This window comes from Actinoplanes teichomyceticus ATCC 31121, from assembly GCF_003711105.1.
GTDB lineage: Bacteria > Actinomycetota > Actinomycetes > Mycobacteriales > Micromonosporaceae > Actinoplanes > Actinoplanes teichomyceticus.
Genome location: NZ_CP023865.1, coordinates 4,256,348 through 4,270,706 on the forward strand (window position 1 = coordinate 4,256,348; position 14,359 = coordinate 4,270,706).

15 protein-coding genes and 2 pseudogenes are annotated in these 14,359 nt (G+C 70.4%); 5 read left to right on the plus strand and 12 right to left on the minus strand.

Annotated elements, in window-relative coordinates; genetic code table 11:
- Positions 1–19: 19 nt before the first annotated feature.
- Positions 20–787, plus strand: a complete 768-nt coding sequence (locus ACTEI_RS18775) for an SDR family NAD(P)-dependent oxidoreductase (RefSeq protein WP_122978846.1) — start codon at positions 20–22, stop codon at positions 785–787.
- Here the strand turns inward: ACTEI_RS18775 and ACTEI_RS18780 are convergent.
- Both ACTEI_RS18780 and ACTEI_RS38430 read right to left on the minus strand, forming a co-directional pair.
- Positions 723–1,208, minus strand: a pseudogene (locus ACTEI_RS18780) (ATP-binding cassette domain-containing protein); the annotation flags it as partial. The gene ACTEI_RS18775 and the pseudogene ACTEI_RS18780 sit on opposite strands and share 65 nt — an antisense overlap.
- Before the next feature lie 101 nt (positions 1,209–1,309).
- A pseudogene (locus ACTEI_RS38430) lies at positions 1,310–1,528 on the minus strand (IS5 family transposase); the annotation flags it as partial.
- Positions 1,529–1,616: 88 nt separating this feature from the next.
- On the opposite strand from ACTEI_RS38430, the gene ACTEI_RS18790 reads away from it, so the two are divergent.
- The 3 genes from ACTEI_RS18790 (at position 1,617) to ACTEI_RS18800 (ending at position 5,462) form a co-directional block, all read left to right on the plus strand.
- A complete protein-coding gene (locus ACTEI_RS18790) occupies positions 1,617–2,426 on the plus strand; it encodes an NAD(P)H-binding protein (RefSeq protein WP_122978848.1) in 810 nt (269 codons plus the stop codon).
- Between the two features lie 15 nt (positions 2,427–2,441).
- Positions 2,442–2,606, plus strand: a complete 165-nt coding sequence (locus ACTEI_RS18795; protein ID WP_122978849.1) for a DUF4177 domain-containing protein — start codon at positions 2,442–2,444, stop codon at positions 2,604–2,606.
- Between the two features lie 651 nt (positions 2,607–3,257).
- Positions 3,258–5,462: an RICIN domain-containing protein gene (locus tag ACTEI_RS18800; protein WP_122978850.1), complete on the plus strand. Its 2,205-nt coding sequence runs from the start codon at positions 3,258–3,260 to the stop codon at positions 5,460–5,462.
- A 112-nt stretch (positions 5,463–5,574) separates the two neighbouring features.
- Here the strand turns inward: ACTEI_RS18800 and ACTEI_RS18805 are convergent, their stop codons facing one another.
- From ACTEI_RS18805 to ACTEI_RS18825, 6 genes are all read right to left on the minus strand, one after another.
- On the minus strand, positions 5,575–5,778 hold the full coding sequence (locus ACTEI_RS18805; protein ID WP_122978851.1) for a hypothetical protein: 204 nt from the start codon (positions 5,776–5,778) through the stop codon (positions 5,575–5,577).
- Between the two features lie 37 nt (positions 5,779–5,815).
- Positions 5,816–6,550: an SDR family oxidoreductase gene (locus tag ACTEI_RS18810; protein WP_122978852.1), complete on the minus strand. Its 735-nt coding sequence runs from the start codon at positions 6,548–6,550 to the stop codon at positions 5,816–5,818.
- Between the two features lie 295 nt (positions 6,551–6,845).
- On the minus strand, positions 6,846–8,222 hold the full coding sequence (locus tag ACTEI_RS18815; RefSeq protein WP_122978853.1) for a cellulase family glycosylhydrolase: 1,377 nt from the start codon (positions 8,220–8,222) through the stop codon (positions 6,846–6,848).
- A gap of 204 nt (positions 8,223–8,426) precedes the next feature.
- Positions 8,427–8,843 carry an META domain-containing protein gene (locus tag ACTEI_RS18820; protein WP_164466014.1) on the minus strand — a complete coding sequence of 139 codons (417 nt, stop codon included), beginning with the start codon at positions 8,841–8,843 and terminating at the stop codon, positions 8,427–8,429.
- 177 nt (positions 8,844–9,020) lie between these two features.
- Entirely contained in the window at positions 9,021–9,296 is a 276-nt protein-coding gene (locus tag ACTEI_RS37130; RefSeq protein ID WP_145831025.1) for a hypothetical protein, read from the minus strand.
- A 39-nt stretch (positions 9,297–9,335) separates the two neighbouring features.
- The gene (locus ACTEI_RS18825; protein ID WP_164466015.1) at positions 9,336–10,061 is read right to left on the minus strand and encodes an RICIN domain-containing protein; all 726 of its coding nucleotides are present in this window, start codon (positions 10,059–10,061) and stop codon (positions 9,336–9,338) included.
- Between the two features lie 954 nt (positions 10,062–11,015).
- On the opposite strand from ACTEI_RS18825, the gene ACTEI_RS18835 reads away from it, so the two are divergent.
- The gene (locus ACTEI_RS18835; protein ID WP_122978857.1) at positions 11,016–11,423 is read left to right on the plus strand and encodes a RidA family protein; all 408 of its coding nucleotides are present in this window, start codon (positions 11,016–11,018) and stop codon (positions 11,421–11,423) included.
- Here the strand turns inward: ACTEI_RS18835 and ACTEI_RS18840 are convergent.
- From ACTEI_RS18840 to ACTEI_RS18855, 4 genes are all read right to left on the minus strand, one after another.
- Positions 11,420–11,803 carry a winged helix-turn-helix transcriptional regulator gene (locus ACTEI_RS18840; RefSeq protein ID WP_122978858.1) on the minus strand — a complete coding sequence of 128 codons (384 nt, stop codon included), beginning with the start codon at positions 11,801–11,803 and terminating at the stop codon, positions 11,420–11,422. The two genes, ACTEI_RS18835 and ACTEI_RS18840, sit on opposite strands and share 4 nt — an antisense overlap.
- A 145-nt stretch (positions 11,804–11,948) precedes the next feature.
- Positions 11,949–13,004 carry a hydrogenase expression/formation protein HypE gene (hypE, locus tag ACTEI_RS18845; RefSeq protein WP_122978859.1) on the minus strand — a complete coding sequence of 352 codons (1,056 nt, stop codon included), beginning with the start codon at positions 13,002–13,004 and terminating at the stop codon, positions 11,949–11,951.
- Complete coding sequence (gene hypD, locus ACTEI_RS18850; protein ID WP_122978860.1) at positions 13,001–14,113, minus strand: hydrogenase formation protein HypD; 1,113 nt, start codon at positions 14,111–14,113, stop codon at positions 13,001–13,003. Before hypD ends, hypE begins: the two co-directional genes overlap by 4 nt.
- Positions 14,110–14,358 carry a HypC/HybG/HupF family hydrogenase formation chaperone gene (locus ACTEI_RS18855; protein WP_122978861.1) on the minus strand — a complete coding sequence of 83 codons (249 nt, stop codon included), beginning with the start codon at positions 14,356–14,358 and terminating at the stop codon, positions 14,110–14,112. Before ACTEI_RS18855 ends, hypD begins: the two co-directional genes overlap by 4 nt.
- Position 14,359 lies beyond the last annotated feature (1 nt).

Sequence of the window (14,359 nt, forward strand, 5' to 3'; positions counted from 1 at the left end):
CCGGGCGGAGTCTCGCGGCATGAACAATGCAGCACTGCTCGCCGGCAAGGTCGCCTTCATCACCGGGGCCGGGCGTGGCATCGGCGCGGCCGCGGCCCGCCTCTTCGCCCGCGAGGGGGCCAGGGTCCTGCTCGCGGCCCGTACGGAAGCGCAGCTCGCCCAGGTCACCGCGGAGATCCGGTCGTCGGGGGGCGTTGCCGACTACGTCGTGTGCGACCTGGCCGACGGGCCGGGCGTGCGCGCCGCGGTGAACCGGGCGGTCGAGCTGTACGGGCGGCTCGACGTGGCGTTCAACAACGGCGCCGCGATCACGCCGCCCGGTCCGCTCGACGCGACGCCCGAGGACGACCTCGACCGGCTCTACACCGTCAACCTCAAGGGCACATGGCTGGCGCTGACCGCCGAGGTGGCCGCAATCCGAGCCACTGCGGGCCGGGGCGCCGTCGTCAACAATTCCAGCGTCGGCAGCCACGGGGCGAATCCGGAGCTTCCCGCGTACGGGGCGATGAAGCGCGCCGTGAACAGCCTGACCGAGTCGGCGGCGGTCACCTACGGGCCGGAGGGGATCCGGGTCAACGCGATCGCGCCCGGCAACACCGCCACCGAGATGATCCGGCAGTGGCAGGAACACCGGCCCGGCCTCGTGGAGCGCCTCACGGCAGCCACGCCCCTGCGCCGCTCCGCCGATCCGGAGGAGATCGCGCAGGCGGCCGCGTGGCTGCTCAGCGACCGCGCGTCGTTCGTGACCGGCGCGCTGCTGCGGGTGGACGGCGGCGCCCGGCTCTGACCCCCTGCTGCGGGTCGACCAGGAGCAGGTCGTGCAGGTGGGCGGACACCTCGGCGACCTGCTCCGAGTGGGCGTTGTTACCGAAGGTCCGCGGCCGCGGGATCTTGATGTCGACGACTTCGCGCAGCCGGCCGGGGCGGGCGCCGAGCACGGCCACCCGGTCGGCGAGCAGCACCGCCTCGGGAATCGCGTGGGTGACGAAGACGATCGTCGTGCCCATCTCGATGTGGATGCGCTGGAGCTCGTCCGCCAGCCCCTCGCGGCTCAGCGCGTCGAGCGCGAAGAACGGCTCGTCCATCAGCATGACCGTGGGATTCTGCAGCAGCGCGCGGCACAGCGACACGCGCTGCTGCATGCCGCCGGAGAGCTCGTGCGGCAGCCGCTCGCGGAAGGCGGCGAGCCCGGCGCGGTCGAGGAGCCGCGCGGGGCCTGGAACGAGGTGCGGGTCTTGTCGTCGCGGGTGGCCACCGAGCGGCACTGCTCGAGCCGGTTGAAGCAGCGTTCCACGACGTTGCGGTGCCGGTAGATCAGCTTGTTGAAGGTCGGCGGCCGGCCACCGCGTGGGCCGCGGTTGCGGCGGTGTTTCTGCTGGTCCGTGCGTTCCGGGATGGTGTGGGCGATGCCGCGGCGGCGCGGGTACCGGCGGATCGCGCGGGTGCTGTAACCCTTGTCGGCGATGACATGATCCGGCCGGGTCCAAGGCCGTCCCGGCCCGATCCGTTCGACGCGGATGGCGTTCATGACCTCTTCGACGCCGCACGGTCACGTAAGGGCCGATCGATGGATCCGGGCCGCGCACGAAGCCGCACGGTCACGTTAGGGTCGGTTGATGGATCCGATTCTCGTACTGGGTGGCACCGGAACGGTCGGCAGCCGGGTCGCGGCATTGTTGCGTGACTCCGGCCGGGAGGTCCGGGTGGCGGCCCGTCATGCTGAGCAACGGTTCGATTGGGACGATCCCGGGACGTGGACGGGCGCGCTCTCCGGCGTACACGGAATGTTTCTGCTCCTGCCGGATCAAACCGGATTGCCGCCGGAATTCCTTGCCGCGGCGCGGCAGGCGGGGGTGCGGCGGGTGGTGCTGCATTCGGATCGCGGCCTCGAGGTGATGGGCAACGCCCATCTGCAGAGCGCCGAGCGTGACGTACGCGAAAGCGGCCTGGACTGGACCATCGTCCGCCCCGACTGGTTCCACCAGGATTTCGAAACCTTCTTCCGGCCGGCGGTCATGGCCGGGCGGCTCGCTCTTCCGGTGCCGGCCGCCCGGCAGGGTTTCATCGACGCCGGCGACATCGCGGCGGTCGAGGTAGCCGCATTGACCAGCGACGATCTGATTGGTGAACTGGTCGAGATCACCGGCCCGCGGTCGATCTCGTTCGGCGAGGCGGTCGGCGAGATCTCCCGCGCCACCGGACGGGAGATCGTCTTCGACGGCAGCCCGGAGGCGTACCGGGCCGTGATGCGGTCCGACGGCCTCCCGGACGAGGTCATCGACATGCTGGTGGCCGGTTTCACGGCTCTGGAGTCGCGCGGCGACACCGTTCCGACCGGCGTGGTGGAGAAGATTCTCGGCCGTCCGGGCCTGGACTTCGCCGCCTACGCCACCGCTGCCGCCGCCCGCGGCGTGTGGGCCGGTTGAGAACTCGGAGAGAAGATGATCGGCGGCAAGATGTCCGGCGACAAGCTGGAGCGGATGCTGAACGACAACGCCGCTCACGGCTGGCGGCTCGAGACGATCACCTCCGCGGATGTCAAGGGCCGGATCGGGCCCGGCGGGGTCGAGGGGGTTCTGGTCACGTTCGAGCGCGTACGCCGCTGAGCGACCGGCGGTGCCCCCGGGCGGCCCGGGGTCACCGCCGCGCACGAGCGGTCGGCTGCCGCGCGCGCCCGTGTCGGTGACCGCGAAGAAGTCTCGGAACCGGCGTCCTGTTCGCGTTCACCCCGCAGATCGAGAAAGCCGTCTACAGCACCGAGCTGACGGTCGACAACCCCCGGAACCGCGGCGCTGCCTCTGGCCGATCAAGTCGCCGCAGCCCGGGCCGCGCATCCCGCCGGAGACCTTCTTTCCGTACGACCGGGCGAAGCGACCGCTACCACGCAGGTCGACTTCAGCGGCCCCTCGCGGGACGCCGCGCATCGGCACACGGTCTACGTCGACCCGTACACCGCAAGGTCACCGGTCATCCACCCGACGGCGACCGCCACCGGTCCACTTAACCGCAACCGCAACCGGCCCACCCCACGACAACCGCACCCCCTCGGCGACACAGAGGAATGCCCGCCGATGGAGCGATTCCCGCTCCCGGAAAATCGCCTGCGCCTATGAAACAAATGAAACAGTAACCCGTTGTCACGATCAGGACACACCACCGGTTCCGGAACCATTAAAGGATCCTTAAAGCACCTTGAGAATTGTTTGGGAAAACCGAAATGCTGGGCCCACCCCCGTTTCCCCGATGAAGGGTCCGACATGTCCGCTTCCAAGCACCGCCGCCCATGGCAGCGGCCCCGCTGGCTCGCCGCCGGCACGATCGCCGTGGTCGCCGCCGGTCTCGGAGTCGCCGGTGTGACCGATGCGCTCGCCGCGAGCAGCGGCGCCATCGTCAGTTCGGCGAACGGCAAATGCCTCGACGTCACCGACGGCAGCACCGCCAACGGCAACCAGCCGCAGATGTGGAGTTGCGCCACCGGCCCGAACCAGACCTGGACCCTCGCCGACAACGGTCAGGTACGGGCGCTCGGCAAGTGCCTGGACGTGGCGAACAACTCCACCGCCAACGGCGCGACCGTGCACCTGTGGGACTGCTACGACTCCGTGACCACCCAGAAGTGGACCCTGAGCGCGGGGCGCGACCTGGTCAACGTCGCGGCCGGCAAGTGCCTCGACATCAAGGACAACAACCTGAACGACGGCGCGAAGCTGCAGCTGTGGGACTGCTCCGGCGGCGCCAATCAGAAGTGGACGTTCTCCGGCAGCGGCAGCGCTCCGACCACGCCGCCGCCGACCGTGCCGGCCAACCCGAACAACCCGGACCTGGGCCCGAACGTCACCGTCTTCGACCCGTCGATGTCCGCGTCGACCATTCAGAGCAAGCTGAACTCGGTCTTCAACGCCCAGGTCGGCAACCAGTTCGGCAACGCCCGGTACGCGCTGCTGTTCAAGCCGGGCAGCTACGCCAACGACGTCAACGTCGGCTTCTTCACCCAGGTCGCCGGGCTCGGCCTGACCCCGGACCAGGTGAACATCAACGGTCACGTGCACGTCGAGGCGGACTGGTGGCCGGACGGCTCGCAGAACGCCACGCAGAACTTCTGGCGCTCCGCCGAGGGGCTGTCGGTGACCCCGGGCGACGGGCAGGACCGCTGGGCGGTGTCGCAGGCGGCGCCGTACCGCCGGATGCACGTCCGCGGTAATCTCGAGCTCTCCGACGGCGGCTGGTCCTCCGGCGGCTTCATCGCCGACTCCAAGATCGACGGGCAGATTCGGTCCGGTACGCAGCAGCAGTTCCTGACCCGCAACTCGGCGATGTCCAGCTGGAGCGGCTCTAACTGGAACCAGGTGTTCGTCGGCTCGACCGGCGCGCCGGCGCAGAGTTTCCCGACACCGCCGTACACCACGGTCGGCTCGACCCCGACGATCGCCGAGAAACCCTACCTGTACGTCGACGCGACCGGCGCGTACCGGGTGTTCGTCCCGGCGCTGCGCAGCAACGCCACCGGCACCACCTGGGCCGGCGGCAACCCGGCCGGCACCTCGCTGCCGATCAGCAGCTTCCACGTGGTCAAGTCCGGCGACACCGCGGCGAGCATCAACGCGGCCCTGGCCGCCGGCAAGAACCTGCTGGTCACCCCGGGCGTGTACCACCTCAACCAGACGCTGAACGTCAACCGCGCCGGCACCGTCGTGCTCGGACTGGGCCTGGCCACGTTCGTGCCGGACGGCGGCGTCGACGCGATGCACGTCGCCGACGTCGACGGGGTACGGATCGCCGGGCTGCTGTTCGACGCGGGCACCACCAACTCCACCACCCTGCTGCAGGTCGGCCCGACCGGCTCCGACGCCTCGCACGCGGGCAATCCGACCGTGCTGTCCGACGTGTTCGTCCGCGTCGGGGGCGCGATCGCCGGCAAGGCCACGGTGAGTGTGCAGATCAACAGCGACAACGTGATCGGCGACCACGCCTGGATCTGGCGGGCCGACCACGGCAACGGCGGCACGGTCGGCTGGAGCGTCAACACCGGCCGCAACGGTTTGATCGTCAACGGCGACAACGTGACGTTCTACGGCCTGTTCGTCGAGCACTATCAGCAATATCAGACGATCTGGAACGGCAACGGCGGCCGCACCTACTTCTACCAGAACGAGATGCCGTACGACCCGCCGAACCAGGCGGCCTACTCGAACGGGTCCACCCCGGGGTGGGCGGCGTACAAGGTGGCCGACTCGGTGACCAGCCACGAGGCGTGGGGGCTGGGCAGCTACTGCTACTTCAACGTGAACCCGTCGGTGGTCAACGCCCGGGCGTTCGAGGCGCCGGCGGTCACCGGCGTCCGGTTCCACGACATGGTTACCGTCTCGCTCGGCGGCACCGGCACGATCAGCCACGTCATCAACACCACCGGTGCGGCCGTGAACAGCGGCCACCAGGTCACGTACCTGACCACCGGCCCGTGACGACGTGCCCGGGAGCGCAAGCCCCAGCGCTCCCAGGCACGTCCCCGGCCACGGGGCGGCGCGGAGCCGGGCATGGAGGCCGCCGCCCCCGGCTGTGGCGGCACCGCCGGGTCTAGGGACGTTTCTTCCGCGTCCAGATCATGTGGACGGCGCAGAGGGCCAGCATGAGGACGGCGACGGCGGTCCAGGCCCAGCGGGCGAAGGGCTGGTCGGCCAGGACAGCACGGATGCCGGCCAGGACGGCAAGCGCCAGCGGGCCCAAGCCGAACCACTCGGAGTGATCGGAGAAGGCCAGGTCCTTCAGCGCCTGCCGCATGCGACCAGTCTAGATCGGATCGGCCGGGCTCCACAGATCACAGCCGGAGCAGCCCGCCATCGACCACGAACTGGGCGCCCGTGACGTAGGAGGCGTCGTCGGAGAGCAGGAACAGGGCCACTGCGGCCACCTCGTCGGGTGTGCCGACCCGGCCCAGCGGTACCTTCTCCAGCAGGGCCGATTCGAACCCGGCGCGCTGTTCCTCGGTCATGAAGTGCCGGAAGTTGGTGTCGGTAGCGCCCGGAACGAGCACGTTCACCCGGATGCCGCGCGGGGCCAGCTCGGCGGACCAGGAACGCGCGGCGGCCACCTGCGCGGCCTTGGTGGCCGCGTAGACGCTGGTCATCGGTGCGCCCTCGTAGGTGGACGTGGACGAGGTCACCACCACCGAGGCGCCTTCGGCCAGGTACGGCGACAGTCGCGCCAGCTGCAACGCGGGGGCCCGCACGTTGACCGCCATCATGGCGTCGAACAGGGCGGCGTCGGTGTCCTCCAGCGGACCGACCGCCGCGTACCCGGCGTTGAGCCACAGCCCGTGGAGGTCATCGCCGTCCAACGCCTCAGCGAGCTGGTCCACCGCGTGCGGGTCGCCGGCATCGTTGTGCAGTACCCGCGCCGCCGGCAGCTGCCGGCTCACCGCGGCCAGACGTTGCTCATCGGTGCCGGTCACCGTGACCCGGCCGCCCTCGGCGGCGATGCGCCGGGCGCCGGCCAGACCGATCCCGCCGCTGCCGCCGGTGACGAGCACGTGCTTACCGTCGAACCTGGCCATCAGTCCTCCCCCACATCGGCGACACGCAGCCACCACGTTACCGACGGAGCACCGCGAGCCGGCCCGGCGGGCCGGGCCGTCGCGGCCGGCAGCCGGGCGCGGTAGTGATCCCCCGCTCCCGCGGGCGCGGGTCGGAACGCGGACGCGGACCACCATCCGGTACGTCGGCACAGCGTGCGCCGGCGTGACCACGGCCCGGGAACACAGCGAACGGGGGAGCCCGGCCGATGAGGCGGCCGGACTCCCCCGGGCGGGATTCCCGGCCACCAGGTGCGCCGGGAATCCGCACCGCAGGTCAGCTCGTCGGGAAGTTGTCCGCGGTACGGATGCGGCTGCGGACGAACGCGCCGGACTCGCTGAGCACGCCGGTGCCCGCGTACGTCGAGCCGTTGCAGGTGCCGGACCGGAACGCGGCGCTGCCCTCGCCCGCGTCGGAGTAGGTCCAGTTCGCGTAGCTGATCTTCAGCTGGTCCAGCAGGTCGATCCAGGCGGTGCTGCTCGACAGGTCGACGGCGCCGCCGCCGGTGGCCGAGACGGTACCGAACTCGCTGACGAACAGCGGCAGCGACGCGGCCGCCTTCTGCACCTCGGCGCGGTAGTTGTCCTTGTGCGAGGCCGCGTAGAAGTGGAACGCGTACATGATGTTCTGGGCACGCACCGGGTTCGCGATGATCTCCGCGGAGCTCGACCCGTCCGAGACGCCCAGCGAGGACCAGCCACGGGTGCCGACGATGATCACGGCGTCCGGGTCGTTCGCCCGGATGACCGGGATGACCTGCTCGGCGTAGTTCTTGATGGTGGCCCAGCTGACGCCGTTCGGCTCGTTGGCGATCTCGTAGATCACGTTTTTCTTGGCGGCGTTGCGGGCCGACACCGACTGGAAGAAGGTCTTCGCCCGGTCCAGGTTGTAGGTGGGGTCACCCGGGGTGAGCGTGTGGAAGTCGATGACGGCGTAGAGCCCGCGCGCCTCGGCCTGGTCGACCAGGTTGTTCACCTGCGAGGTGAAGCCGGACGGGTTGGTCTCGTAGCCGCTCTCCTGCACGTACATGGCGATCCGCAGCAGGTCGGCCTGCCAGTCGCCGGCGAGCGCGTCCAGTGAGGCGCTGTTGTAGCACTTGGCGAACCACTGGAGGCCGTGGGTGCTCATGCCGCGCAGTTGGATCGCCTTGCCGTACTGGTTGCAGAGGTTGACGCCGCAGACACGCAGCTGGCCGTTGATGCCGACCGGGGTGCCGCTGGACGGTGGTGTGCTGGACGGCGGCTGCGACGAGGGCGGCGTCGTGGTGCCGCCGCAGGACGCGCCGTTGATCGTGCAGGCGGTCGGCCGACCGGTGCCGTTGGCGACGAAGCCGAAGGTGGTCGAGGCTCCGGCGGCGATGGTGCCGTTGTGCCCGGCCGGGGTGAAGGTGTACGTGCTGCCGGACGCCGAGGAGGTGGCGTTCCAGGAGTTGGCGATCGTGGTGCCGGCGGGCAGCGTGAGCTCGACCCGCCAGGTGTTGATGGTCGAGGCGGTGTTGTTCCGGACCGCGACCTCGCCCTGGTAACCGTTGCTCCAGGAACTGACCACGGTGAAGGCGGCGGTCTCCGCGCTGGCCGGCAGCGCGGTGATCGTGACGGCGGTAGCCGCTGCGACGGTCAACGCCGCCGCAGCGACAAGTCTCCATCTGCGCATGAAATCGGGGCTCCAGATGTCGGGGGAAGGGAGTGGGAGCGCTCCCATGCTGCCGAATCTAATTCCTGACCTTCGATGTCGCAATGGATCACAGGAAAAGGCCGGCGGGACGCGGAAGCCCGGCCTCGGGAGTTCACTCAGGACCGGGGGGCCAGGCGCTCAGCGGGCACGGCCGCCGGGCCAACCCCCGGCGGCACGGCGGGCTCAGCCGGCGTCCGCCCGCAGGACCAGCCCCCGGCCGTCCGGGTGGGTCAGCCGCAGGGTGTCCGCCTCGAGCCGGTAGGCGATCTCACCGTGCAGGACATGCCCGACGGCGCTCTCCACCCGCGGGACACTGTCACGGCACAGCCGTTTGGTCATGCTGAAGTCGGTGAGCGCGAGAGTCTCGGCGTCGGCGACGACCGCGGACGCGGAGACCCAGTTGCAGGTGTCGTAACCCTCGACCTCACCCGACGCATGGAAGATCAGGTAGGCGGGGCGGGCGGCCGTCACCGGCGTCACGCCCGCCGGTTCGACGAGCTCGGCGACCACCCACCGGGTCTCGGTCAGGGGCGGCGCGGAGGTGGTTGCGGCCGGCAGGCCCGCGCCCGGGGCGGCGAACAACGTCAACGAAGTGATCAACGTCAATATTGTCATAGCGTCATCATGGCCGCCGGACGGTTGTCACGCCACCGGCTGGACAGTCCCGAGCACGCCTGGTGATGATCCCGCCGGCACCGCGGCCACCACGCCCCGTGGGAGCGGCGGTTCCGTGAAGCCCCGGCCCGGCTCGTCGTCCGGCACCCACCGCGGCACCAGCTACCAGTACACCCAGAGGTTCCAGTCGCCGGAAAGCCAGTCGTGTTCACACGTATAGGTCGTGTAATTCTTCTTCTCCACCAACGCTTTCCCGACCTTCTCGCACTCGCTCTTGTCCCAGAAGTCATCGATGAACTTGCTGTCGTCCGGCGCTGCCGCGGCAGACCCGATGGCGACTGATGCGGGTGCTGCCTGAGCGGCGGCAGACAGGGAAGCGGCACCTGCGAGCGCGACGGCCGCAACGATCCCATGAGCGATGATTTTTCGAGAACGCATGGCAATCTCCTTTCACTCGGAAAACTGCGGCGAACGCCATTATGACGGCCGTGTCGTTGCCGTTGATCTCGGATCAGAGAATACCGCAGCCACGACCGGGTCTGCGCCGCGAATGCCGGGCGGTATCACTGTGGCGTGCTTCATCGCCGCGGCACCGACGCCCTTACTTGTGATTTCTTCCCACTCCTGATTCTTGCTGCTCCGACATCTCCACTGGATTACGTCGGCACCGTCACCAACATCACTCCCCTTGACGTCGAGGCACTTGCCGCTCCCCTTATTCTTGATCAAGAAGTAGTTCCGGCCTCCGGCTTGAGCAATCAAGATAGGCGTCCATTTTTGGTTGTCGCCGTCGTGACAGCGCCATTGGATGACGTCGGCACCGTCAGTCTTGCTGCCGTACTTGACGTCGAGACATTTTCCGCTGCGCTCGTTGATGAGATTGACGTACGTCGTTCCCCAGAAGTCGGGCCAGTCGGTGATGGCAAATCTCCAGGACTGGTTGTCGCCACCATGACAACGCCACTGGATCACGTCGGCGCCGTCACTCCTGCCGCCGTACTTGACGTCGAGGCACTTCTGACTGTGCCGTGCAACGTACTCGTGATATATGTAGCCGCGACCTACCGGCCGGGCGGCCGGATCCTCAAGCTTCTCGGCTACGAGATCGTGCGGCGTCAGCGGCGCCGCGCCGGCAGCGCCTGCGGGGCTGAGCACAACAAGCGATATGGCCGATAGCGCGCGTCCGATTCCAGCGCATGCCATGCCTCTCATCTCCTTTGTTGCGGCGCACTCAATGTCCCGGAGTGGCTTTACGGCGCTCGCCGGAGCGTGCGGCCGGTCTCGTGCAGGTGTCCTCGACACGCGTCAGAAACCCGTTCTCCGGTACCCGGTCCGCACCCGCACGCCTGTCCCCGGAGGCCCAGGACGACGCAGTTCCGGCAAGCCTCGGGATCCGACGAACCGGCTCCGACACCGATCACAGCAGCCCTCGCGGCCGAGTCCGCCGCAGCAGCCGTCCACTGAGCCCACGACGCGGAATCGGCTCGGACGCCGGCGCAGACCGGGAACCCGGCGCAGGCCCGGAACCAAGCGCGCGCCGACTGCCCCGGACGACCGCCGGGGCGCCTATCGGTGTGGACCCGAACCGCTGCCCGTGTTGAGGCGTGCACACTCGCAGCGTCCCCTGTGCCGCGGGGATCCTCCACCCGTTCGGCGTAATCGCACCCGGCGTCGACGAAGGTCTGACAGCGGGCCGGTCCCGATGGCGGTGCGGTGCAGCACGAGCGACCGCGACCGGCTACGACTGCCGGGCACCGCACGCCGGGAAGCGCCGATCGCGCGCAACAACCGCGCCCACGTCCACGAGTCGGGCGGCTCGTCGGCGACGGGAAAGCATGATCCATCAGCCCTCCGGCCCCGCTCCCCCGCCCACGGCGACCGCTCTCTGCCCGGAGACCGGACGGCGGCGCCTGTCCTACGAGCGGGCGGCCCACCTCTGCAAGCGCATGACCGGCCACACCCTCGCCCGCCTGCGCGCGGTGGTTGCCCATAGCTCGGCCTACCGGACCGTCACGGCGGAGCGTGACGCCGACCCTGCCCAGGCCGGGGCCAAGAGTTACCCCGAGGTGCCTGAGGTTCGAAAAAGTGCCTTCTTCCGCGGCCCGTCCCGTTCTCCTACGGTTTCTCCGGTCACCGAAAGAGAGTGAGGAGCACATCATGGCCGTCACCCTGGTCAACCCCGCCGGCCTGCCCGAGATCCCGATCTACCACCAGGTGTCGGTGGCGACCGGGACGCGGCTGGTCAACGTCGCGGGCCAGGTCGCCTGGGACGCCGAGGGCAGGCTGGTCGGCGCCGGCGATCTGGCCGCCCAGGTGGAACAGTGCTATCTCAACGTGGCGACGGCGCTGGCCGGCGTCGGCGGCTCGTTCGCCGACGTGGTGAGGCTGACCGTCCACGTCGTCGACTGGACGCCCGACAAGATGCCGCTGCTGCTGGACGGCATCGCCCGGGCGGCGGCGCGGCTCGGCTTCACCCCAGCGGCCCCGGCGTCACTGTTCGGCATCGCGGCCCTGGACGTGCCCGAGCACCTGGTCGAGGTGGAGGCGACCGCGATGGTGGATTAACCCGGATACTGCCGGCGGGAGGCTTCGATGTGGCCCAGATACCGCTGGGTCCAGCCGCACATCCCGTCGACCACCGCGCGCAGCGCCCGGCCCGCCTCGGTGAGGGTGTACTCCACCCGGGGCGGAACCGTGGCGTGTACGGTCCGCTCGACCAGGCCGTTGCGCTCGAGCATGCGCAGGTTCTGGGTCAGCATCTTGTGGCTGATGCCGCCGACCCCGTCGCGCAGTTCGCTGAAACGCATCGTGCGCTGCCCGAGGAACTCGATGAGCAGCAGCGCCCACTTGTTGGCGACGTCGGAGAAGATCTCCCGGGCCAGCGAGTCGGCCCGGGCCAGGTCGGCTTCCGGGGGCAGTGCGGCGATCTCCCGGCGGGTTCCCATCGCCATACTCTCCACCGGATCCTGAGTAACCGCAAGTGACCGCCGCTGCCGGGGCGCGGCGGGATGATGCGGACGCCTGCAACACCACCTCACGGGTCCTCTCCCGGCACACCGGCTCGGCCGCCGACCGGCCCGCCCGGGGGCCTCAGCAGATCCGCGGCAGCTGCTCGCCCAGCAGCATGTCGAGGACCCGTCGCGAGCCCACCGTGGTACGCACCAGCACCGGCCCGCTGTCGGTCACGACGCCGATCCGGACCGCCGCGGCGCCCTCCGGCCTCGACCGCATCGCCTCCAGCACCGCGCCGGCGGCGGCCGGGGCGACGAACGCCACCAGGCACCCCTCGTTGGCCACGTACGCCGGATCGAGGCCGAGGATCTCGCACGCCGCCCGGACCGGCTCCGGCACGGGCAGCGCCGACTCCTCGATCTCGACGCCGACCGCCGAGGCCGCGGCGATCTCGTTGAGCGCCGAGGCCAGTCCCCCGCGGGTGAGGTCACGTAACGCGTGCACGTCCGGGCCGCCCGCGCCGACCAGGGCGGCGACGAGCCGGTGCAGCGGCCGGGTGTCGGACGACACGTCGGCCTCGAACCCCAGTCCCTCCCGGGTGCTCAGCACCGTCACGCCGTGGCAGCCGATCGGGCCGGAGAGCAGCACCTCGTCGCCGGGCCGGGCGCCCGCCGCGGTCGGCGCCGCACCGGGCAGCCGCTGCCCCAGCCCGGCGGTGATCACGAACAGCCGGTCGGCGGCGCCCCGGCCCACCACCTTGGTGTCCCCGGTCACCACCGGGACACCGGCGGCCACAGCGGCGGCGCCCACCGACGCGGCCACCCGGCGCAGGTCGGCGATGGGCAGACCCTCCTCCACCACGTACGCGAGGGTCAGCGCGACCGGCATCGCGGCGCGCATGGCCAGGTCGTTGACCGTGCCGTGCACGGCCAGGGCGCCGATGTCACCGCCGGGGAAGAAGAGCGGATCGACCACGTACGCGTCGGTGCTGAGCACCAGCTCCGAACCGGCCGCGGTGACCACCGCGGCGTCCTCCAGCGGGCCGCCCGGCGCGGCCGCGCCGAGGGCGGGCACGAGCACCTCGGTGATCAGCTCGGCGGAGAGCCGGCCGCCGGAACCGTGCCCGAGCAGCACCCGCTCGGTCTCCGGCAGCGGCGCGGGGCAGGTGCCGGCGGCCGGGTCCACGGCGGTCACCGCGCCGCCCGCGAGGTGGCCGGGCGGCGGCGTCCCGCACTGTGGTAGGCCGCGCAGGTTCCCTCGGCCGACACCATCGGCGCGCCCAGCGGCGTGCGCGGCGTGCACCGGGTGCCGTAGGCGGCGCAGTCGAGGGGGGTCTTCGTGCCGGTCAGGATGTCGCCGGCCACACAGTCCGGGTGTTCCCGCGCGGTGAGCCGGCCGACACCGAAGCGGCGCTGCGCGTCCAGGGCGGCGAACTCGCCGGTCAGCGCCAGCCCGCTGGCCGGGATCGTGCCGATGCCCCGCCAGGTGCGGTCGGTGACCCGGAAGACCCGGCGGATCGCCCGCTGGGCCTCGTCGTTGCCGTGCCGGCGGACCGCGCGGGCGTACTGGTTCTCCACCTCGTGCCGGCCCTGTTCGAGTTGGCGGACCGCCATCAGGATGCCCTCCAGCAGGTCCAGCGGTTCGAACCCGGTCACCACGATGGGGACCCGGAAGGTGGCGGCGAGGGGCTCGTACTCGGTCCAGCCCATCACCGCGCAGACGTGCCCGGCGGCCAGGAAACCCTGCACCCGGCAGTCGGCCGCGGTCAGCACCGCCGTCATGGCCGGCGGCACCAGCACGTGGCTGACCAGCACACTGAAGTTGGTCAGCCCCAGCTCGGCGGCGTGCAGGACGGCCATCGCGTTCGCCGGTGCGGTGGTCTCGAACCCGACGGCGAGGAACACCACCTGCCGCTGCGGCGACCGGCGGGCGATGTCGACGGCGTCCATCGGCGAGTAGACCACGCGGACGTCCGCGCCGCGGGCCCGCAGCGAGAGCAGGTCGGTGTGCGAGCCGGGGACCCGCAGCATGTCGCCGAAACTGGCGAGGATCGTTCCCGGGCGCTGGGCGATCGCCATGGCCTGGTCGAGGATCTCCAGTGGGGTGACACAGACCGGGCAGCCCGGCCCGTGGATCATGCGGATGCCGCCGGGCAGCAGTTCGTCGATGCCCTGCCGGACGATGGTGTGGGTCTGCCCGCCGCACACCTCCATCAGCGTCCACGGCCGGGTGGTGACCTGGGCCAGCTCCGCCAGCAGCGCCCGGGCCAGGACCGGGTCACGGTACTCGTCGAGGTATCTCACGGGTTCAGCTCCTGCTCGAGCACGCCGTCCATGGCGCGCAGCACGGCCAGGGTGCGCTCGGCCTCGGCGGCGTCCACGACGCTGATGGCGAACCCGACATGGACGATCACGTAGTCGCCGGGGCCGGCGGCCGGGGTGTACGCCAGGCACACCCGCTTGCGTACGCCGCCGAAGTCGACTGTGGCGGTCCGCAGCCCGTCGACCGGCTCGACCTCGGTGATCAGTCCGGGGATGCCCAGGCACATG

Bases quoted from the DNA above. Each gene is read 5' to 3' on its own strand.
- ACTEI_RS18775 (WP_122978846.1), top strand. From the start codon at position 20: ATGAACAATGCAGCACTGCTCGCCGGCAAGGTCGCCTTCATCACCGGG.
- ACTEI_RS18790 (WP_122978848.1), top strand. From the start codon at position 1,617: ATGGATCCGATTCTCGTACTGGGTGGCACCGGAACGGTCGGCAGCCGG.
- ACTEI_RS18795 (WP_122978849.1), top strand. From the start codon at position 2,442: ATGATCGGCGGCAAGATGTCCGGCGACAAGCTGGAGCGGATGCTGAAC.
- ACTEI_RS18800 (WP_122978850.1), top strand. From the start codon at position 3,258: ATGTCCGCTTCCAAGCACCGCCGCCCATGGCAGCGGCCCCGCTGGCTC.
- ACTEI_RS18805 (WP_122978851.1), bottom strand. From the start codon at position 5,778: ATGCGGCAGGCGCTGAAGGACCTGGCCTTCTCCGATCACTCCGAGTGG.
- ACTEI_RS18810 (WP_122978852.1), bottom strand. From the start codon at position 6,550: ATGGCCAGGTTCGACGGTAAGCACGTGCTCGTCACCGGCGGCAGCGGC.
- ACTEI_RS18815 (WP_122978853.1), bottom strand. From the start codon at position 8,222: ATGCGCAGATGGAGACTTGTCGCTGCGGCGGCGTTGACCGTCGCAGCG.
- ACTEI_RS37130 (WP_145831025.1), bottom strand. From the start codon at position 9,296: ATGCGTTCTCGAAAAATCATCGCTCATGGGATCGTTGCGGCCGTCGCG.
- ACTEI_RS18825 (WP_164466015.1), bottom strand. From the start codon at position 10,061: ATGGCATGCGCTGGAATCGGACGCGCGCTATCGGCCATATCGCTTGTT.
- ACTEI_RS18835 (WP_122978857.1), top strand. From the start codon at position 11,016: ATGGCCGTCACCCTGGTCAACCCCGCCGGCCTGCCCGAGATCCCGATC.
- ACTEI_RS18840 (WP_122978858.1), bottom strand. From the start codon at position 11,803: ATGGGAACCCGCCGGGAGATCGCCGCACTGCCCCCGGAAGCCGACCTG.
- ACTEI_RS18855 (WP_122978861.1), bottom strand. From the start codon at position 14,358: ATGTGCCTGGGCATCCCCGGACTGATCACCGAGGTCGAGCCGGTCGAC.